The organism is Xanthomonas sp. D-36-1, assembly GCF_017746155.1.
GTDB lineage: Bacteria > Pseudomonadota > Gammaproteobacteria > Xanthomonadales > Xanthomonadaceae > Xanthomonas > Xanthomonas cissicola.
The window spans coordinates 33,326-52,039 of record NZ_JAGHWR010000044.1 but is presented as its reverse complement, the minus strand read 5'-3'; the positions used below and the strand labels follow the sequence as shown (position 1 = coordinate 52,039).

Genomic DNA, 18,714 nt, shown 5'->3' with positions numbered 1-18,714 from the left:
TCCTGCGCCTATGGTGAGCACAGCCCAGAACGACGCGACCCATATGTCCCGCAAACGCTATCGCATCACGGTCACGCCCATCGAAAACGACGGCCGCCCTTGTGACGACCGCTGCACCATCGAATTCGAACAACGTTCGCGCGCCGACTGGATGCGGCTGCTCGAAGAACTACACCTGCGCCGCGATCTGAGCAGCGACGAATGCGCGGCACTGACCGTAGGCTCGCAATTGCTGGAAGACCTGGCGGCCCGCCCACGCGCGCAGCCCAGCGATGCACTGGACGCATTGCGTCCCAAACTGCAGCTACTGCTGGAACGCCTGCAGCGCGTGCACCCCGCCACCGGTGCCTGAAGACGCATCGCCGCACGTACCCGCTACACTGCGCACCTCGGGGATGGGGACGCGCCATGCGCTGGATGGGAATACTCGTTGTCGCAGCCGCACTTTCTGGTTGCAGCTGTCATCGCACTGGCGATCCGCAGGCAACCGACGCGTCGGCGACGCATGCTGCGAGCACATCGCGCCCTCTCGATAAGGGCACTGCCGGCACCACGACCGCATCACCCGCCCCTGCGGCCAATCCCACCGATGCTCTTGCGCTGGCCAACTACGCCCAAGCAAGCGCCACCGTTCAACGTTACCTCGGCGCGTTGCCGGGAACGGCGCGCGCGCAGGCCGATGCCTTATGGACCGGCGGCCGCCCTGCCCCGGTGCCGGACGACGCTGCCTTGCGCGCCATCGCCAACATCCAATCGATACGCATCAACAACGACCCGCCCATTGCGCTGGATCAGGCGCAGCCGCCACAGCGTATCGAAGTGCCGGTGCAATTGACGGTACGCACCACCACCGGCACGCAACGCCTGGTCGGCGCATACCGGCTGCAACCCCGCGCCGGTAGCGATGGCTGGGAAATCTATTCGGCTACGCTGCAACCGGTGTTGCGCTAACCCGTGGTTCACCGGCGCCGACTAAGGTGATGTCACATGTTGCCGGAGTCACCCGATGAAACTGCGTTCGCTTGCCGGATCCATGCTCGCCCTCGCCTTGGCAATGCCCATTACCAGCGCCTGGGCCGCACCGCAGATCCAGGGAAAACAGATCAGCGTGCAGGCCAGCGACCTGCAGCAGTATCTGGGTGGCCGCTTCCCGCAGACACACGACACACTGGGCGGGCTGATCGCAATGACGGTCAGCAACCCGGCGCTCTCGTTGCCGCCAGGCGATCGGCTCAAGATGGCGTTCGATCTTGCCGTGGCGACCGCGGGCGGCGCTCCTGCACCGGTCGGCAATGTGACCTTGACCAGCGCACTGCGCTACGACGTGGCCAAGCAGGGCTTCTATCTCGACCAACCCAGCATCGACGACTTCCGCCCCGCCCACGCGGGCGCAAAGCTCGACCACAGCACGCGGCAGCTGCTCAATACCTGGCTGGCCGACTACGCGCGCAAGGAACCGATCTACCGGATCGATCCGGCGATTGCGTCCGTGATGGGTGCGGTGCAGGTGGAATCGGTCGGCATTCAGAACGGGCGTGTGGCGGTCAACTTCAACCAGAACATCGAGCAGCTGGTGCCCGCGGCAGCGCTGTCCGGGAAGTAGGCCCGCGTGGGTTGGCGTCGATGGCGCAACCCACGCACCACTCCAAATTGAAAGGCCCGACGCACCTGCGCCGGGCCTTCTTGTTTCGAGCTGACACTGGCCAGTGAGGAGCCTATGCAGCCAAGGCCTCGGCCACTGCCGCGGCGAACGCAGGAATGTCGTCCGGTTTGCGGCTGGTAATCAGCTGACCATCGACCACCACTTCGGCATCCTGCAAGCGCGCGCCGGCATTGATCAGGTCCGTCTTGACCGACGGCCATGAGGTGATCTGGCGGTCGCGGACCAAGTCGCTTTCGAGCAACAGCCACGGTCCATGGCAGATCGCCGCCACTGGTTTTTGTGCGGTCGAAAACGCGCGAATGAATGCGATTGCCTGCTCATCGGTGCGCAGCGTATCGGGATTGAGTACGCCGCCAGGCAAGACCAGCGCGTCGTAGGATTCGGCTGTTGCCTGATCTAGCTGCCGATCGACCGTTACCGAATCGCCCCAATCTGTGTGATTCCAAGCGCGAATCTGTGCACCGTCGCCTGGCGCGATGACCTCGACCTTGGCACCCCAGCTTTCCAGCAGGCGCTTGGGCTCGGTCAGTTCGGATTGCTCGAAGCCATCGGTGGCCAGCACGGCAACCGTCTTGCCTGTAAGCGAATAAGACATATGGGGCTCCTCATAAAAAGAAGCCCAAACCTAGAAAGCGTGCCGTTGCGCACCTGTGAACCGATGTGTGCGTGGCGTCAGCGCCTGACGCCACCTTCATGCTCAGCGCTTGGGCTGCAGCATCGTTCCGGTGCAATTCTTCGAGCCGCAGCGGCATTCCCAAATTTTCTTCAGGCGTGGCGTGTGACGCTCGGCAAGGGTGATGCCGTAGTTATAGGTGAGCTCTTCGCCGGGTTTGATGTCGCGCTTGGCCTCGATGAAGATCTTGTCCTTGCGGCGGTCGTCGCCCTCGGCTTCTTCGATCACCGCTTCGCAATTAGGATCGCAGCTATGGTTGATCCAGCGCGCGACATTGCCTTCGTAGTTGGCATCCAGCACGTAGTCGTCGCTGAGCGTAAACAAGAAGGTATGCCCGCTCTCCACGTCGCCGGTGTCGTCGGCATCCACTTCGGCATGCGTGCGCAGCCGTCCCTTGTACTGAATGATGCGCTCGCCCTTGCGTAGCGGGGCGAGGGCGAACATGCCATTGCCGTGGATACGAGACTTGCGGGCGGCAACTTTGCGCGACATGTAGGGGTCCAGTGATGGGGCCGCTCATTGTGACCGCAGCGCGCCAATGCGCCAAGCACAAGCGCAGCGTGCACCGCAACGGGCCACGCTTGCCGGCGGCTGAACCGCGCCGTTGGCCCTGCCTTACTGGAAAGAGTACAATTTCGGTCCGCTTTCGGATTTCGTCTTCTCCTCCATGTTGCGCGTCACCAAACTCACCGATTACGCCACCGTCGTGCTGACCGTCCTGGCGGCACGCTGCGATCAGGTGCTCAGCGCAAGCGAGCTGGCCGAACAGGCCGGTCTGGAAGCGCCGACTGTCAGCAAGATTCTCAAGCCGTTGTCGCAGGCGGGCCTGGTTGAAGGCTTGCGCGGCGTGCACGGCGGCTACCGACTTGCGCGCGCCGCCAGCGACATCACCCTGGTGGAGATCGTCGAAGCGATGGAAGGTCCGTTGGCGATCACCGAATGCAGCCAGGACCACAGCCAGTGCGGTATCGCGCAGCGCTGTGGCGTGCGCTCGAACTGGCGCCTGATCAACGACGTGGTCGGCGATGCCTTGCGTCGCGTCACGCTCGCGCAGATGTTGCAGCCCCTTTCTCTCCCTGGCGACACCCGTCGGCGTTCCATCGCCGCACGCGTCGCGACCACCTGACCTGTAGGCAGCCCAATGGCCACCGAACTTGCTCCCCCACAGAACGCGCAGATCCTCGAACGGCTGGGTCGACGCTACGACGCCGGCTTCATCACCGAAATCGAATCGGACTCGCTCCCGCCCGGCCTGGACGAAGACGTCATCCGCGCGTTGTCGGCCAAGAAAGACGAGCCGCAATGGATGACCGACTGGCGTCTAGAGGCCTATCGCCATTGGCTAAAGATGCCGATGCCGGAGTGGGCGAAGCTGCAGATCTCGCCGATCGACTTCCAGGCGCTGAGCTATTACTCCGCGCCCAAGGGCCCGAAATACGCCTCGCTGGACGAGGTGCCCAAGGAATTGCTGGACACCTACGACAAGCTGGGCGTGCCGTTGCACGAGCGCGCCAAGCTGGCCGGCGTCGCCGTCGATGCGGTGTTCGATTCGGTCTCGGTCGGCACCACCTTCCGCAAGGAACTGGCCGAAAAAGGCGTGATCTTCTGTTCGATGTCCGAGGCCATCAAGGAGCACCCGGAGATCGTCAGGCAGTACCTGGGCAGCGTGGTGCCGGTGGGCGACAACTATTTCGCTGCGCTCAACTCGGCCGTGTTCTCCGACGGCAGTTTCGTGTTCATCCCCAAGGACGTGCGTTGCCCGATGGAATTGAGCACGTATTTCCGCATCAATGCCGGCCATACGGGCCAGTTCGAGCGCACCTTGATCGTGTGCGAAGACAAGGCCTACGTCTCGTATCTGGAAGGCTGTACGGCGCCCATGCGCGACGAGAACCAGCTGCATGCGGCGGTGGTCGAGCTGGTGACGCTGGAAGATGCAGAAATCAAGTACTCGACCGTGCAGAACTGGTACCCGGGCGATGAGGAAGGGCGCGGCGGCATCTACAACTTCGTCACCAAGCGTGCCGAATGCCGTGGCGCGCGCAGCAAGGTGACCTGGACCCAGGTCGAAACCGGCTCTGCGATCACCTGGAAGTACCCGTCGTGCGTGCTGATTGGCGACGATTCGGTGGGCGAGTTCCATTCGGTCGCGTTGACCCACCATCGTCAGCAGGCCGACACCGGCACCAAGATGATCCACATCGGCAAGCGCACCAAGAGCAAGATCGTCAGCAAGGGCATCAGCGCCGGGCGTGGCCAAAATACCTATCGCGGCCAGGTCAAGGTGGACCGCAATGCCGATGGTGCACGCAACTATACGCAGTGCGATTCGCTGTTGATCGGCAAGCAGTGTGGCGCTCATACCTTTCCCTATATCGAGGTGAAGAACCCGGGCGCCACCGTCGAACACGAGGCCACCACCTCCAAGATCAGCGACGACCAGCTCTTCTATTGCCGCGCGCGTGGCATCAGCCAGGAAGATGCGGTGTCGTTGATCGTCGACGGCTTCTGCAAGCAGGTGTTCCGCGAACTGCCGATGGAGTTCGCAGTGGAAGCCAAGAAGCTGCTGGAAGTCTCGCTGGAAGGCAGCGTCGGCTGACGCTGCCTTAGAGATTCGGCATTGGGGATAGGGAATTCGCAGAACCCCACACCGATGCCGACCGGCTGACTCGCTTTTACCAATCCCAAATTTCGAATCCCCAATCCCATGCTCAAGATCACCAACCTCCACGCCAGCATCGCCGGCAAAGACATCCTCAAGGGCCTGTCGCTGGACATCCAGCCCGGCCAGGTGCACGCCATCATGGGTCCCAATGGCGCCGGCAAATCCACGCTGGGCAATGTATTGGCCGGTCGAGACGGCTATGAGGTCAGCGCAGGCAGCGTGCAGTTCGACGGCAAGGATCTTCTCGACCTGCCGCCGGAAGAACGCGCCGCCGCTGGCTTGTTCCTGGCCTTTCAGTACCCGGTGGAAATTCCCGGCGTCAACAACACCTATTTCCTGCGCGCCGCGCTGAACGCGCAGCGTAAGGCGCGTGGCGAAGACGAGCTGGATTCGATGCAGTTCCTCAAGCTGGTGCGGCAGAAGCTGGCGGTGCTGCATCTGAAGGACGAGCTGCTGCATCGCGGCGTCAACGAAGGGTTCTCTGGCGGCGAAAAGAAGCGCAACGAGATCTTCCAGCTGGCCGTGCTCGAGCCCAAGCTCGCCATTCTGGACGAGACCGATTCCGGCCTGGATATCGATGCGCTCAAGAGCGTGGCCGACGGCGTCAACGCGCTGCGTTCGCCCGAGCGGTCGTTCCTGGTCATCACCCATTACCAGCGCTTGCTCGACTACATCAAGCCGGACGTGGTGCATGTGCTGGCCGAGGGCCGCATCGTGCAGAGCGGCGGCCCGGAACTGGCCCTGGAACTGGAAAAGCACGGTTATCACTTCCTGAAAGACCGCGTGGTTCCCGAGGTTGCCGCCTGATGAGTGCCCTGCTCGACTCCCTGGCGCGCGGGTTCAGCGGCAGTGATGCACGCCGCGCCGAGCTCGATGCCGCCCTGCAGACCGGCCTGCCCGGCCCACGTGCCGAGGCCTGGAAATACACCTCGTTGCGGCAGCTGGAACGGCGCAGCTTTCAGCCCGCCCCGTTGGTCCCGACGCTGGTGGATGCCGCCGCGCTGGACGACATCCCTTCGCCACGCCTGGTCTTGGTCAATGGCCGCCCGTCCGAGGCGCTCAGCGATCTGTCCACGTTGCCGGAAGGCGTGCAGTTGGACACCCTGTCTGCATCGTTGGCTGCAAGCGACCAGGCGCAGCAGTTGCTGGGCCGCCGCTTCGACGGCAGCGACGAGGTCTTTGCGCGCCTGAATGCCGCGCTTGCCGACGAAGGCGTGCTGGTACGCGTGCATGCCGGCGCGCAGATCGAGCTGCCACTGCATTTGGTGTTCGTCGGCGTGGCCGGCGAGCAGGATCTGTCGTGGCATCACCGCCATCTGATCGAATTGCGTGCCGGCGCTGCGCTGCAGGTAATCGAGCATCACCTGCATGTCGGCGACGCCGCGCATCTGGAGAACAGCGTGATGCACGTGCATCTGGCACAGGGCGCAGCGCTGTCGCACGCGCGCGTGCAGGCCGGCAGCGCACATGCGACGTCGCTGCTGCGCACCGACGCGGTGCTGGCGCGCGACGCGCGCTACCAGCGTGTGGACCTGGAGCTAGGTGCCGGCCTGTCGCGGCACGAGCTCAACGTGCGCCTGGAAGGCAACAACGCCCAGCTCACCGCCAATGGCGTGCTGCTCGGCAACGGCCGCCGGCATGTGGACACGCGGCTGGGCATCGAGCATATCGCGCGCGACACCGCCTGCGAACTGGTATGGCGCGGTGTGGGCGCGGACCGCAGCCGCGTGGTCTTCCATGGTGGCATCCGCATCCGCGCAGGCGCCGACGGCACCGATGCACGGCTGTCCAACAAGAATCTGCTGCTGTCGTCCAATGCCGAAATCGATACCCAGCCGGTGCTGGTGATCGATGCCGACGAGGTGCAGGCCGCGCATGGCGCCACGGTGGGCCAGCTCGACGACAACGCCTTGTTCTACCTGCGCTCGCGCGGCTTGCCGCAGCAACAGGCGCAGCGCCTGCTGAGTGCCGCGTTCTGTCACGAACCCTTGCGCGTGCTGCCGGCCGCCTTGAGCGCCGTGCTGGCGCTGCAACTGGACCGTGCATTGAATTCGGCGGGCGTGGCATGAACGTGTCCGCCGTTCCGCCCAGCGCAACGCCCGACTGGGACCGCGTGCGCCTGGATTTCCCGCTGCTGATGCGGCAGGTGCATGGCAAGCCGCTGATCTATTTCGACAACGCGAACACCGGGCAGAAGCCGCTGCAGGTGATTGCCGCCACCGACGAGTTCTACCGCCGCCAGAACGCCAACGTAAGCCGTGCCGTGCATGCGCTCGGCAGCGAGGCGACCGACGCGTTCGAGGGCGCGCGCAACAAATTGGCGCGTTTTCTCAACGTCCGCGCCGATGAGCTGGTGCTGTGCAGCGGCACCACCTTCGCGATCAATCTGGTGGCGTATTCGTGGGCATTGCCGCGGCTGGGCGCCGGCGATGTGATCCTGATTTCGCGCATGGAGCACCATGCCAACATCGTGCCGTGGCAGTTGGTGGCCCAGCGTACCGGCGCCACCATCCGCGTGGCCGACATCACGCCCGATGGCGCGTTGGATCTGGATGGCTTGCGCAAGGCGATGACACCTGACGTCAAACTGCTGGCGATCACCCACGTGTCCAACGTGCTGGGAACGGTCAACCCGGTACGCGAGATCTGCCGCGAAGCGCGCAAGCGCGGCATCGTCACCATGGTGGACGGCTCGCAGGCGGCACCGCATCGGCGCATCGACGTGGCCAGCATCGGCTGCGATTTCTACGCCATCACCGGGCACAAGATGTGCGGCCCCACCGGCACCGGCGCACTGTGGGCACGTCGCGAGCATCTGCAGGCGATGCCGCCGTTTCTGGGCGGCGGCGAGATGATCAAGGAAGTCAGCTTCGAGAACACCGTCTTCAACGATGCGCCGCATAAGTTCGAAGCCGGCACGCCCAACATCGCCGGTTTCGTCGGCCTGGGTGCGGCAGTGGATTACCTGGAATCGATCGGCCTGGCGCACGTGGAAGCACGCGAAGCCGAACTGCTCGCCCACTTCACCGAAGAACTGCAACGCATCGACGGCCTGCGCATCTTCGGCACCACGCCCGACAAGGCCGCGGTGGTGTCGTTCCTGATCGACGGTGCACACGCGCACGACCTGGCCACCCTGCTCGACCTGGAAGGCGTCGCGGTGCGCTCGGGCCAACACTGCGCGCATCCGCTGCTGCAGTACTACGGCGTCGCCGCCACCTGCCGCGCGTCACTGGCGTTCTACAACACGCACGACGAAATCGAACGCTTCGTCGCCGCGTTGGTGAAGGTGCGTCGACTGTTGGGCTGATGGGAATCGGGAATCGGGAATGGAGAATCGAAAGAGCGGTTCTCCCGAACGCCGGTGGCATGCGATGCATGGAACACGGCTCATCGGGCAGCGCAGCGCTTCCCCCATTCCGCATTTCCCATTCCCGATTAAACTGTGCCCATGCAGACCACCACTTTCCGCACCGCCACCGTCGTTGACATCGACGCCCTCGTCCTGCTGGTGACCTCGGCCTATCGCGGCGACAGCAGCCGCGTGGGCTGGACCACCGAGGCCGATATTCTCGAGGGTGCGCGTATCGATCCGGCCGTGCTGCGCGACGATATCCTGCGCGAACGCAGCCTGGTGCTGGTGGTCGAACAGGATGGGCGTCTGGTGGCCTGTGCGCACATTGCCGATGACCACGGCGCCGGGTATTTCGGGATGTTTGCGGTGGATCCTTCGCTGCAGGGCAGCGGGCTCGGCAAGACGCTATTGGCCGAAGCCGAGCGCCTTGCACATCGCCAATGGCAGCTGCCGGTGATACGCATGACCGTCATCGATGTGCGCGATGAACTCATCGCCTTCTACGAACGGCGTGGGTATCGTCGCACCGGCATCGTCAAACCCTTCCCGTATGGCGACGAGCGCTTCGGCATTCCGCTGCGCCAGGATCTGCGTTTTGAAGTGCTGGAAAAGCAGTTGAACGGGCCAAGCCCGTGAGCGACACCTGGACCTTCGTCTGTGCCAGCGATGCGCTGCTGCCCGGTGAAATGCAGACCGTCTGGGACGAGGTCACCGATACGCCGATCGTGGTGTTCAACCTCGATGGCGCCTTGTACGCGCTGGAAGACCGCTGCAGCCACGAAGACTACGAGCTGTCGCCTGGCAGCTTCGATCCGGTAGCCGGCACCATCGAATGTCAGTTGCATAGCGCGCGCTTCGATGTCCGCGACGGCCGCCCTCTGTGCGCGCCTGCCTACACGGCCGTGCCCAAATTCCCGGTCAAGCGCGAACACGACGGCATCTGGACCCGCGACGATCGTTGAAGCGGGAGCGTTGCAGCGACGGTGCCGATGCACGGCGCCACGCATCGCAGCGTCTGCCACCGACTGGCAGATATTGCAAAGAAGAATGATTTGCATTTAAGATCGTATCCTTAAGGCCTTCTTAACAACTGGCCTGCCTGCGATCCCATGCACCCAGCCCCGCTCGACGCCTGCCCCGCTCGTTCGCCTCGCCTGCGCGCCCTTGCGCAGCGCCTCGGCTTGCCTGGCCCGGGCGGCTGTCGGCGCAGCGCTTCGGGTTAGCCGGCGCAGCATCCACGCATTCCATCCCGCATCCGCCAAGCCATCGCCAGGTGGGAGCCTCGCATCCTCCTTGAGACCTTCCATGACGCCTCGCATTTCCCCGCTCGCTTCGGCCGTGTTGCTGACGCTGTCCGCCCCCGCTTTCGCCCAGCCCGACGATGTGTCGGCGCCTCCAGGGGCGGTGGATCTGGATGCGATCCGGGTGCAGCAGGAACGTGCGCAGAAGCCGTCTTCGCCCAAGTACACAGAAGCCCTGCGCGACACGCCGCAGACCATCACCGTGGTCACCAAGCAGACCATGGACCAGCAGAATCTGCTGTCGCTGCGCGATGTACTCAGCACCCTGCCCGGCATCACCTTCGGTGCGGGCGAAGGCGGTGGCGGCTACGGCGACAGCATCAACCTGCGCGGCTTCACCGCCAGCAGCGACATCACCACAGACGGCGTGCGCGACAGCGCGCAGTACAGCCGCAGCGACACCTTCAACCTCGAATCCGTCGAGCTCATCAACGGCGCCAACTCGGCCATGTCCGGCGCAGGCTCGGTCGGTGGCAACATCAACCTGGTCACCAAGACCGCCGGCCAGGGCAACTTCACCAACGTCATGATCGGCGGCGGCAGCGACCGTTACGGCCGCCTCACTGCCGATAGCAATTACGACTTCGAAAACGGCACCGCCGTACGCTTGAATGCGATGGGCCACACCCAGGACGTGCCGGGCCGCGACGAAGAATTCCGTCACCGTTGGGGCGTTGCGCCGTCGGTGGCCTTCGGCCTGGGTTCGGACACGCGCTTTACGCTGAGCTACTTGCACCAGCACGACAACAACCTGCCGCAGTATGGCGTGCCGTTCGCGCTCAGCCCGTTCAACGATGGCCCGTTGCCGGGCGTGGACCGCGAAACCTATTACGGCTATCGCAATGTGTCGCGTCAGGAGATCGACGTGGACATGCTCACTGGCGTGCTGGAAATGGACTTCGACGACAACGTCAAACTGCGCAGCCTGGCGCGCTTGCAGCGTGTGGATCAGAGCACCACCGCCACCGCACCTGAGGGCACCTGGTGCCTGGCCAACAACACCAATGCTTACACCGGCCGCGCGTGCGTGGGCCAGCCGCCGTCGACCTGGAACCCGAACAGCGGGCCACGCGGACTGGTGCGCGACACCGAAAACTTCATCGCACATAGCCAAACCGATCTGACCACCACGCTGCACACCGGTGCAATCGAACATCGCGTGGTCGCCGGCGTCGCCTTCAGCAAGGAAGATTTCGAACTGGATAGCGGTTCGCTCTTCCGCAACGCCGACGGCTCCACCACCGGCATCACCTACCCGCTGCAGTCGTTCGACAACCCTTACAACATCTGGACCGGCCCGCAGAACTATTTCCGCACTGGCCGCAGCAAGGGCAGCCTGACCAACCAGGCGGTGTACCTGTTCGACACGCTGCAGTTCAACGAGCAATGGATGCTCAACCTGGGCGGCCGCTACGAGCACAACGAAGGCGACACCACCACCTATACCGTCAACGCTACCGGCAGCATCACCGGCGTGGCCGCAGGCTTCCCGGCCGGCAGCAAGGACGATCTGTTTTCCTATCGCGCCGGACTGGTGTTCAAGCCGGTCGACAACGCCAGCCTGTATCTGTCCTATGCAAATGCGAAGACGCCATCCAAGGCCTCGGTCAACGGCTCGTGCACGCCGATTGCCACCTCCACCGTGGGTGCCAACTGCAATGTCGAACCGGAAACCGCGGTCAATCTCGAACTGGGCGGCAAGTGGGACGTGTTGGACGAGCGCCTGGCGCTGACCGCCGCGGTGTTCCGCAACGAACGCGAGAACTACAAGGTCAACAGCGGCGACCCGCTGGTCCCCGAGCAGGTACTGGACGGCAAGGCACGTGTGGACGGCATTGCGCTGGGCGCGGCCGGCTACCTGACCGAGCGCTGGTCCCTTTTCGCCAACTACACCTTCCTGGACAGCGAAGTGCTGCAGAGCGTGTCCAATCGCACCGCCAGCCTGACAGGCGACCCCATCGCCGGGCGCGAACTGGTGCAGACCCCGCGTAACGCCGGCAATCTCTGGACCACCTACCAGCTCAACCAATGGACCTTCGGCTACGGCGTCAACTATCAGGGCAGCTTCTATCCGAACAACACCTCGACCGCGGTCTACCGCAAGACCGACGCCTATTGGGTGCATCGCGCCATGGTCGGCCTGCGCGTCAATGCGTGGCTCAGCCTGCAGTTGAACGTCAACAACCTGTTCGATAAGGAGTACTACACCAGCATCCGCAACAACCTCACCGTCAACGCCGCAGGAACCGTCACGGCGGGCAGCGGTTGGGCGTTGCCGGGTGACGGCCGCTCGGCAGTGTTGAACGCCACCTTCAGCTTCTAACCCTCAGGCACGCCGTGCGCGCTGCGCGGGCGACGTGGAGACCACCGCATGTTGTTGCCCATCCCCGATGTGCTCAGCCCCGCGCAACTCAGCCAGCTGCGCACGCAGCTGGACGTGGCCGACTGGGCAGACGGCCGCATCACCGCCGGTCACCAGTCGGCACAGGCCAAGGACAATGCGCAGTTGCCCGAAGACAGCGCAGTTGCACGCGAGGCCGGCGCGCTGGTGCTGGAGGCACTCGCACGCAGCAGCACGTTCTTTTCGGCAGTGTTGCCGCGCAGGATCTATCCGCCACTGTTCAATCACTACAGCGGCGGGCAGTCGTTCGGCTATCACGTGGACAATGCGGTGCGGTACGACCGCAGTCGTGGCGGCGCCGAAGCGGTGCGCACCGATGTCTCGGCCACGCTGTTTCTCAGCGACCCGGACAGCTACGACGGTGGCGAGCTGGTCATCGAAGACACCTATGGCACGCAGTCGGTCAAGCTGCCGGCCGGGCATCTGGTGATCTATCCGGGCACGAGTCTGCACAGGGTCATGCCGGTCACACGTGGCGCGCGCGTGGCGTGCTTTTTCTGGACACAAAGCATGCTGCGCGACGCCGCGCAGCGCCGCCTGTTGTTCGAGCTGGATGTTTCGATCCGCCGCCTCACCCAGGACACGCCCGGGCATCCCTCATTGATCCAGCTCACCGGCGTGTATCACAACCTGCTGCGGCAATGGGCCGATGTCTGAGCCGGCGCTGGACATCGCGCAGCTGAGCGCATTGCTGCGCACGCAGCCGGAACAGGCACGTGCGCGCTTGCACAAAGCCGCTACGAACCATGACGTAGGCGCACAATTGCTGCTCGCGCAGATGTACGCCGAAGGACGCGGCATTGCCGCAGATCCGGCTGCAGCGATGCTGTGGTACGAAGTGGCCGCCAACGCAGGGGGTGCGGAGGCGATGAACCAGCTGGGCCGCTGCCATGAACTCGGGTTCGGCACCGCCATCAACGCGGTGCTGGCCGTGCTGTGGTATCGCCGCGCCGCCGAACACGGCCTGGCATGGGGCATGTACAACCTGGCGCACATGTACGCCTCCGGGCGCGGCGTGGCGCAGGACCACGCGCAGGCATTGGCGCTGTACCGCCGCGCGGCCGAAGCCGGGCATGCCAAGTCGATGAACTTCCTGGCGCGCTATCTCGACCAGGGCCTGGCCTGCGCTGCAGACCCTCTGGCCGCATGCGTGTGGTACCGCCGCTCTGCCGAAGCGGGCGATTTCCGCGGCCAGGCCGGTTACGCCACCCTGCTTGCCGACAGCGGCGAGCTGGATCAGGCCGAGACATGGATGCGCCGCGCCATCGCAGGTGGCCACGCCGGCTTTCTGCAACAGCTCCCACCACTGCTGGCCGGCGCGCGCCATCCGCGCCTGCGCGCCTTGCTGCACGAGGTGGCTGCACGGCAGCGGCAACTGCAGCCCCGCGTTCCCGAAGATGTGGCCTGAGCGCAGCATGTCGACCTCAGACCACGCTCGCCTCGCCAGCGCGCAGCAACGCCGCGGCTTCTGGCTGCGCATGCTGCATCAGTGGCACTGGATCAGCTCGGCGCTGTGTCTGATTGGCATACTGTTGTTCACCGTCACCGGGCTGACCTTGAATCACGCCGCGCGCATCGAAGCCAGCCCATCGACCGAACAACGCACGCTGACGCTGCCACCCGCGCTGCTGCAGACGCTGGGCAACCGGCAGGACGGCAATGCACCGCTGCCGCCGCGCGTGGCGCAATGGCTGGGGCGCGAGCTCGATATCAGCATCGGCACGCGCAACGGCGAATGGTCGGCGGACGAGGTGTATGTCGCGCTGCCACGCCCCGGCGGCGACGCCTGGCTGAGCCTGGACCGCCGCACCGGCGCGATCGAATACGAACGCACTGCGCGCGGCTGGGTCGCCTATCTCAACGATCTGCATAAAGGCCGCAATGCCGGGCCGGCCTGGGGCTGGTTTATCGATGTCTTTGCGATCGCCTGCCTGGTGTTCTGCATCACCGGCCTGTTCCTTCTCCACCTGCATGCACGGCAGCGGCACATGACCTGGCCGCTGGTCGGCCTTGGCCTGCTGATTCCGCTGTTGCTTGCCCTGCTGTTGGTCCACTGAATCTTTCTACCGGAGACGATCATGCGCGCCACATTGACCATCGCCTTGAGCGGCCTGCTCGCCATGCCGGCGTATGCCGCCACACTCGACATCAACGTCGAAATCCCCAAGCTCAACGTCGCCGAATACCACCGCCCGTATGTCGCGGTCTGGCTGGAAGGCGCAGATCAGAAGGTCGCCGCCAATCTGGCGGTCTGGTATCAATCCAGGGACACCGCCGAAGGCCACGGCACCAAATGGCTGCCGGATCTGCGCCAGTGGTGGCGCAAGAGCGGCCGCACCCTGAGCGTGCCGGTCGATGGCGTCACCGGTCCCACCCGGCCGGCCGGCGCGCATGCGCTGTCGTTTTCCGATAGCAAGGGCGCATTAAAGTCGCTGCCGGCGGGGCAATACACGCTGGTGGTGGAAGCCGCACGCGAAGTTGGCGGCCGCGAACTGGTCAAGCTGCCTTTCACCTGGCCGGCGACGTCCGCGCAGACGGCCAAAGCCAGCGGCAGCAGCGAGCTCGGTGCGGTCAGTCTGGTTGCAAAGCCCTGACCGCTGCGTTGGCGCTCGCAGCGCTCTCCAGCGCGTGGATTTTTCAGTGCACACCTCGCGTTGCGGCAACGCGTTTTGTCTAACGCCTGGCGCTTTCCACGCATCCAGACAGCGTTGCAGTCTCGCGCTGATCCTACATGCGCCCCATCGTTGTCATCGTCTTTCAAGGAGTTGTCATGAAACGTTCGCTCGTCCTGGTTGCCCTGCTTGCCACCCTGCCGCTCAGCGCACTTGCCCATAAGGCCTGGTTGCTGCCATCGCAGACCGTCATCGCTGGCGACGCGCCGTGGATCACCGTGGATGCTGCCGTCTCCAACGACCTGTTCTACTTCAATCACGTGCCGCTGCGGCTGGACAACCTGAGCATCACCGCCCCCGATGGCAGCGCGCTCAAGCCGGAGAACCCGGCCACCGGCAAGTACCGCAGCGTGTTCGACCTGCAGCTCGCCCAGCCCGGCACCTACAAGCTCGCCATCGTCAACGCTGGCCTGTTCGCCAGCTGGAAAGAGGACGGCAAACCCAAGCGCTGGCGCGGCAACGAAGCCAGTTTCGCCACCGAAGTGCCGAAAGACGCCAAGGAACTGCAGGTCTCGCAATCGCTCAGCCGCGTGGAAACCTTCGTCACCCGCGGCGCACCGACGACCAGCGTGTTCAAGCCCAGCGGCAAGGGCATCGAGCTGATTCCGGTCACCCATCCCAATGACTTGGTCGCCGGCGAAGCCGCGCAGTTCACCCTGCAGCTGGACGGCAAACCGGCCGCGGGACTGGAGATCGACATCGTGCGCGGCGGCACCCGCTATCGCGATGCGCAGAACGAGATCAAGCTCAAGACCGATGCCAAGGGCGGCTTCAGCGTCACCTGGCCGGCAGCGGGCATGTACTGGCTGGAAACCACCAGCGAAGACACCAAGACCTCGCTGCCGCAAGCCAAGCAACGTCGCCTGGGCTATGTCGCCACGTTGGAAGTGCTGCCGCAATAAGCGCAGCGCACAAAGACCACAGCGCTCGCCGCCAGGCGGGCGCGGCCAACGCGCGCTGCGGGGAGTATCTTTCGCACACACTGGTTTTTGCGCTGTTCCACGCACGGACGGCTGATCGTGACGCTCTTGGCCTCAAGCTGTCCCGCACGGCAGCAAGGGCACATTTGCTGCATGCTGCCGCTTCCCGCCCCCATCCGATCACGCCATGCCCGCAGCGCCTTCAGACCACGACATCGCCACCCTGGGGGGGCGCAGCATGGGCACCACCTGGAGCGTGAAGCTGGTGGCGCCGCGCGGGCGCGACCTGCATCCGCTGCACGCATGTATCCAGGCCGCATTGGATCGCGTCGTCCAGCAGATGAGCACCTGGGAACCCGAATCGGATATCAGTTGCTACAACCGTGCCAGGGCGGGTCATTGGCAGACGCTGCCTGTCGAGTTTCATACGGTGTTACGCGCCGCGCTGGACATCGCCCAGGCCAGCGGCGGTGCCTTCGATCCCACGATCGGTCCAATGGTGGAGCTGTGGGGCTTTGGCGCCTCAGGCGGCCGACGACGGGTGCCCACGCGCGAGCAGATCGGGCTGGCCGGCTTGCGTTGCGGCTGGCAGCGCCTGGATCTGCACGGCATGCGCGTGCTGCAGCCTGGCGCAGTGGCGCTGGATCTTTCGGGAATTGCCAAGGGATTTGGCGTGGACTGCGTACACCACGCGCTGGTGCAGGCCGGCATCGCGAGCGCTTTGATCGAGGTCGGCGGCGAATTGTTCGGATACGGCCGTAAACCCGACGGCAGCGCGTGGCGCGTGCTGGTGGAATCCGCGCCCGACGAAGATGCCGGCGCGGCATTGCCGGCACGCGTTCTCGCGCTGGATGGGCTGGCAGTGGCTACCTCCGGCGATCGCTGGCACCGCTTCGACGCCGACGGCATCCGCTATGCGCACACGTTCGACCCGCGCACCGGCGTACCGGTGCCGCATGCGCCTGCCGCCGTCACCGTGCTCGCACACGATGCGATGCATGCAGATGCGTGGGCCACGGCAATGACGGTGCTCGGCGTAGATGACGGACTCGCCCATGCACGCACTGCGCATCTGGCGGTGCGCTTCCTGTCGCGCAACAACGGTGCGCTCCACGAATCGATGAGCCCTGCCTTCGAACAGCATCTGGGCGCATCATGCGCCTAGCAATGTCACTCGCCTGGGTCGGCAACGGCATGGTAATGCTCGTATTGGCGGCGCTGCTCGCATGGTTCGGAAGCCTGCATGGCGGCGCGTGGTGGAGCCCACCGACGCCGCACCGCTGGCAATTGGCGGCATTGGGCACGGTGGCGTACGCCGCATTGTGCGTACTCGTCGCATGGCGCTCATCCAACTACGTTACCGCGCAACACAGCCACGGCGACGGCGACGGCAATGGCGTATTGATCGCCTGGGCAAGCCAGACCGGATTCGCGCGCGAACTGGCCGAACGCAGCGCTGCCGCTTTGCAGTCGGCCGGGGTGGGCGCTGATGCACTGCCGATGGACGCCGTGGATGCCAGCCAGCTCGCGCGTGTGGCGCGGTTGTTGTGCATCGTCAGCACCACCGGCGAAGGCGATGCACCCGACCATCTGCAGGCCGCCGAGTACCGCTGGCTGACCGCTGATGGCCAGGATCTGGCCGCACTCCGCTACGCCGTGCTGGCGCTGGGCGACCGGCGTTACGCGCAGTTCTGCGCATTCGGCCGGCGCCTCGACGATCGCCTGCAGGCGCGCGGTGACACACGCTTGTTCGCGCGCATCGAGGTCGACAACGCTGACCCGCGTGCGTTGCACCAATGGCAGCGACAACTGGCCGAACTGGCGCCCGCGCTCGCGACGCAGCCGCATTGGAGCGTACCGACCTACGCAGCCTGGCAACTGCGCGAGCGCGTCCAGGTCAATCCCGGCAGTGCCGGCGCGCCGATCTATCGGCTGCGGCTGACGCCTTGCGATGGCCAATTACCCACGTGGAAAGCAGGCGACATCGCCGAGATCGCGCCACACCATCCACCTGCCACGGTGGACGCCTGGTTGCGCCGGCATCGCTGCGATGGCGCGCAGTCTATCGACAACCGCATGCTGCGCGACTGGCTCAGCGGCGCGCAGCTTCCTGCCGATCTGGCTGTCGGCAGGGAGAAAAATGCAGCCCCATCCCGAAAAGCAGCCGAACAAGCAGCTGCGACGGTAGACGCGGAAATCGCCGCATGGGTGGATGTGGCGCTGGCCGCAGGCAACGCAACCGAAGAGACGAAGGCACAGGCGACTGCGACGATGGGTACAGCTTCCGGGATCGGCACCGCATCGCCACTGGACGTTGAAACGCTGGTGCGCAATCTGGTCGCCCTCCCGCATCGCGACTACTCGCTCGCCTCGATCCCCGAAGAAGGTCAGATCGAACTATTGATACGCGAACACCGCCACAGCGACGGCAGCCTGGGCCTGGGCAGCGGCTGGCTGTGCGTGCATGCTCCGATCGGCGCACCGATTGCATTGCGCCTACGCAGCAATCCCGGCTTCCACCCGCCGGCTCCCGATCGGCCCATGCTGCTGATCGGCAACGGTACCGGCATCGCCGGCCTGCGCGCGCATCTGCGCGCACGTATCGCTGCCGGAGCGCGGCGCAACTGGTTGGTGTTCGGCGAACGCAGCGCTGCGCACGATGCGCTCTACGCCGAGGAACTGCAGCACTGGCAACAAGCCGGCTGGCTCGAACGTCTGGACCGCGTGTACTCGCGCGATCAGGATCAACCCGCACGCTATGTGCAGCACGCACTGAGTGCGGCCGCCGCCGAGGTGCGCGTATGGGTCGAGCAAGGTGCCTGCCTCTATGTGTGCGGCAGCCTTCGCGGCATGGCGCCAGAGGTAGACCATGCGCTAGACAATATCCTGGGTGCATCGGTCAGACAGCAACTGATACACGACGGCCGCTACCGACGCGATGTGTACTGATGATCCGCGTCACCCGCGCCGCTGAACCTTTCATACCACTAATCGGCCAGACACGCGTCGACGCCACGGTTTGCATTTCGTCCAGCACGCCTGCGACATAGGACACCGTCCGCTC

General features: G+C 64.8%; 20 protein-coding genes. 18 read left to right on the top strand and 2 right to left on the bottom strand.

Annotation, left to right across the window (positions count from 1 at the left end):
* Positions 1-10 precede the first annotated feature (10 nt).
* Genes J7367_RS13940 through J7367_RS13930 form a run of 3 tightly spaced genes read left to right on the top strand, consistent with a single transcriptional unit; the run spans position 11 to position 1,603 of the window.
* Positions 11-352, top strand: a complete 342-nt coding sequence (locus J7367_RS13940; RefSeq protein ID WP_003489901.1) for a DUF3861 family protein — start codon at positions 11-13, stop codon at positions 350-352.
* Between the two features lie 56 nt (positions 353-408).
* A complete protein-coding gene (locus J7367_RS22550) occupies positions 409-951 on the top strand; it encodes a hypothetical protein (protein WP_057662315.1) in 543 nt (180 codons plus the stop codon).
* 55 nt (positions 952-1,006) lie between these two features.
* Positions 1,007-1,603 (top strand): DUF1439 domain-containing protein, encoded by a 597-nt coding sequence (locus tag J7367_RS13930; protein WP_005913303.1) that lies wholly within the window; start codon positions 1,007-1,009, stop codon positions 1,601-1,603.
* A 112-nt stretch (positions 1,604-1,715) separates the two neighbouring features.
* Here J7367_RS13930 and J7367_RS13925 read toward each other — a convergent pair whose 3' ends face one another.
* Both J7367_RS13925 and J7367_RS13920 read right to left on the bottom strand, forming a co-directional pair.
* The gene (locus tag J7367_RS13925; RefSeq protein WP_057662313.1) at positions 1,716-2,258 is read right to left on the bottom strand and encodes a type 1 glutamine amidotransferase domain-containing protein; all 543 of its coding nucleotides are present in this window, start codon (positions 2,256-2,258) and stop codon (positions 1,716-1,718) included.
* A 102-nt stretch (positions 2,259-2,360) separates the two neighbouring features.
* Complete coding sequence (locus tag J7367_RS13920) at positions 2,361-2,828, bottom strand: SET domain-containing protein-lysine N-methyltransferase (protein WP_003487757.1); 468 nt, start codon at positions 2,826-2,828, stop codon at positions 2,361-2,363.
* Between the two features lie 175 nt (positions 2,829-3,003).
* Between J7367_RS13920 and J7367_RS13915 the strand changes: the two genes are divergently transcribed.
* The 15 genes from J7367_RS13915 (at position 3,004) to J7367_RS13845 (ending at position 18,599) form a co-directional block, all read left to right on the top strand.
* A complete protein-coding gene (locus tag J7367_RS13915) occupies positions 3,004-3,462 on the top strand; it encodes an SUF system Fe-S cluster assembly regulator (RefSeq protein ID WP_003487759.1) in 459 nt (152 codons plus the stop codon).
* Between the two features lie 15 nt (positions 3,463-3,477).
* Positions 3,478-4,935 (top strand): Fe-S cluster assembly protein SufB, encoded by a 1,458-nt coding sequence (gene sufB, locus J7367_RS13910; protein ID WP_057662309.1) that lies wholly within the window; start codon positions 3,478-3,480, stop codon positions 4,933-4,935.
* Between the two features lie 108 nt (positions 4,936-5,043).
* Positions 5,044-5,808 carry a Fe-S cluster assembly ATPase SufC gene (gene sufC, locus J7367_RS13905; protein ID WP_017158996.1) on the top strand — a complete coding sequence of 255 codons (765 nt, stop codon included), beginning with the start codon at positions 5,044-5,046 and terminating at the stop codon, positions 5,806-5,808.
* Positions 5,808-7,070, top strand: a complete 1,263-nt coding sequence (sufD, locus tag J7367_RS13900; protein WP_022558861.1) for a Fe-S cluster assembly protein SufD — start codon at positions 5,808-5,810, stop codon at positions 7,068-7,070. Before sufC ends, sufD begins: the two co-directional genes overlap by 1 nt.
* Positions 7,067-8,311 carry a cysteine desulfurase gene (locus J7367_RS13895; protein WP_057662307.1) on the top strand — a complete coding sequence of 415 codons (1,245 nt, stop codon included), beginning with the start codon at positions 7,067-7,069 and terminating at the stop codon, positions 8,309-8,311. Before sufD ends, J7367_RS13895 begins: the two co-directional genes overlap by 4 nt.
* 141 nt (positions 8,312-8,452) lie before the next feature.
* Positions 8,453-8,992, top strand: coding sequence for a GNAT family N-acetyltransferase (locus tag J7367_RS13890; protein WP_022558859.1), 540 nt, complete (start codon positions 8,453-8,455; stop codon positions 8,990-8,992).
* Positions 8,989-9,318: a non-heme iron oxygenase ferredoxin subunit gene (locus J7367_RS13885; protein ID WP_008571843.1), complete on the top strand. Its 330-nt coding sequence runs from the start codon at positions 8,989-8,991 to the stop codon at positions 9,316-9,318. The genes J7367_RS13890 and J7367_RS13885 overlap by 4 nt, the downstream gene beginning before the upstream one ends.
* A gap of 343 nt (positions 9,319-9,661) precedes the next feature.
* A complete protein-coding gene (locus J7367_RS13880) occupies positions 9,662-11,980 on the top strand; it encodes a TonB-dependent siderophore receptor (RefSeq protein WP_057662304.1) in 2,319 nt (772 codons plus the stop codon).
* Between the two features lie 48 nt (positions 11,981-12,028).
* Positions 12,029-12,715, top strand: coding sequence for a Fe2+-dependent dioxygenase (locus J7367_RS13875; RefSeq protein WP_057662301.1), 687 nt, complete (start codon positions 12,029-12,031; stop codon positions 12,713-12,715).
* Positions 12,708-13,466, top strand: coding sequence for a tetratricopeptide repeat protein (locus J7367_RS13870; protein WP_057662298.1), 759 nt, complete (start codon positions 12,708-12,710; stop codon positions 13,464-13,466). Before J7367_RS13875 ends, J7367_RS13870 begins: the two co-directional genes overlap by 8 nt.
* A gap of 7 nt (positions 13,467-13,473) precedes the next feature.
* Positions 13,474-14,115 carry a PepSY-associated TM helix domain-containing protein gene (locus tag J7367_RS13865; RefSeq protein WP_057662405.1) on the top strand — a complete coding sequence of 214 codons (642 nt, stop codon included), beginning with the start codon at positions 13,474-13,476 and terminating at the stop codon, positions 14,113-14,115.
* A 21-nt stretch (positions 14,116-14,136) separates the two neighbouring features.
* Positions 14,137-14,652, top strand: a complete 516-nt coding sequence (locus tag J7367_RS13860) for a DUF2271 domain-containing protein (protein ID WP_007966136.1) — start codon at positions 14,137-14,139, stop codon at positions 14,650-14,652.
* 176 nt (positions 14,653-14,828) lie between these two features.
* Positions 14,829-15,632, top strand: coding sequence for a DUF4198 domain-containing protein (locus tag J7367_RS13855; protein ID WP_022558854.1), 804 nt, complete (start codon positions 14,829-14,831; stop codon positions 15,630-15,632).
* A gap of 205 nt (positions 15,633-15,837) precedes the next feature.
* Positions 15,838-16,815: an FAD:protein FMN transferase gene (locus tag J7367_RS13850; RefSeq protein WP_057662294.1), complete on the top strand. Its 978-nt coding sequence runs from the start codon at positions 15,838-15,840 to the stop codon at positions 16,813-16,815.
* On the top strand, positions 16,806-18,599 hold the full coding sequence (locus tag J7367_RS13845; protein ID WP_057662291.1) for a flavodoxin domain-containing protein: 1,794 nt from the start codon (positions 16,806-16,808) through the stop codon (positions 18,597-18,599). The genes J7367_RS13850 and J7367_RS13845 overlap by 10 nt, the downstream gene beginning before the upstream one ends.
* The last annotated feature ends 115 nt before the right edge of the window (positions 18,600-18,714 follow it).

Bases quoted from the DNA above. Each gene is read 5' to 3' on its own strand.
- J7367_RS13940 (WP_003489901.1), top strand. From the start codon at position 11: ATGGTGAGCACAGCCCAGAACGACGCGACCCATATGTCCCGCAAACGC.
- J7367_RS22550 (WP_057662315.1), top strand. From the start codon at position 409: ATGCGCTGGATGGGAATACTCGTTGTCGCAGCCGCACTTTCTGGTTGC.
- J7367_RS13930 (WP_005913303.1), top strand. From the start codon at position 1,007: ATGAAACTGCGTTCGCTTGCCGGATCCATGCTCGCCCTCGCCTTGGCA.
- J7367_RS13925 (WP_057662313.1), bottom strand. From the start codon at position 2,258: ATGTCTTATTCGCTTACAGGCAAGACGGTTGCCGTGCTGGCCACCGAT.
- J7367_RS13920 (WP_003487757.1), bottom strand. From the start codon at position 2,828: ATGTCGCGCAAAGTTGCCGCCCGCAAGTCTCGTATCCACGGCAATGGC.
- J7367_RS13915 (WP_003487759.1), top strand. From the start codon at position 3,004: ATGTTGCGCGTCACCAAACTCACCGATTACGCCACCGTCGTGCTGACC.
- sufB (WP_057662309.1), top strand. From the start codon at position 3,478: ATGGCCACCGAACTTGCTCCCCCACAGAACGCGCAGATCCTCGAACGG.
- sufC (WP_017158996.1), top strand. From the start codon at position 5,044: ATGCTCAAGATCACCAACCTCCACGCCAGCATCGCCGGCAAAGACATC.
- sufD (WP_022558861.1), top strand. From the start codon at position 5,808: ATGAGTGCCCTGCTCGACTCCCTGGCGCGCGGGTTCAGCGGCAGTGAT.
- J7367_RS13895 (WP_057662307.1), top strand. From the start codon at position 7,067: ATGAACGTGTCCGCCGTTCCGCCCAGCGCAACGCCCGACTGGGACCGC.
- J7367_RS13890 (WP_022558859.1), top strand. From the start codon at position 8,453: ATGCAGACCACCACTTTCCGCACCGCCACCGTCGTTGACATCGACGCC.
- J7367_RS13880 (WP_057662304.1), top strand. From the start codon at position 9,662: ATGACGCCTCGCATTTCCCCGCTCGCTTCGGCCGTGTTGCTGACGCTG.
- J7367_RS13875 (WP_057662301.1), top strand. From the start codon at position 12,029: ATGTTGTTGCCCATCCCCGATGTGCTCAGCCCCGCGCAACTCAGCCAG.
- J7367_RS13870 (WP_057662298.1), top strand. From the start codon at position 12,708: ATGTCTGAGCCGGCGCTGGACATCGCGCAGCTGAGCGCATTGCTGCGC.
- J7367_RS13865 (WP_057662405.1), top strand. From the start codon at position 13,474: ATGTCGACCTCAGACCACGCTCGCCTCGCCAGCGCGCAGCAACGCCGC.
- J7367_RS13860 (WP_007966136.1), top strand. From the start codon at position 14,137: ATGCGCGCCACATTGACCATCGCCTTGAGCGGCCTGCTCGCCATGCCG.
- J7367_RS13855 (WP_022558854.1), top strand. From the start codon at position 14,829: ATGAAACGTTCGCTCGTCCTGGTTGCCCTGCTTGCCACCCTGCCGCTC.
- J7367_RS13850 (WP_057662294.1), top strand. From the start codon at position 15,838: ATGCCCGCAGCGCCTTCAGACCACGACATCGCCACCCTGGGGGGGCGC.
- J7367_RS13845 (WP_057662291.1), top strand. From the start codon at position 16,806: ATGCGCCTAGCAATGTCACTCGCCTGGGTCGGCAACGGCATGGTAATG.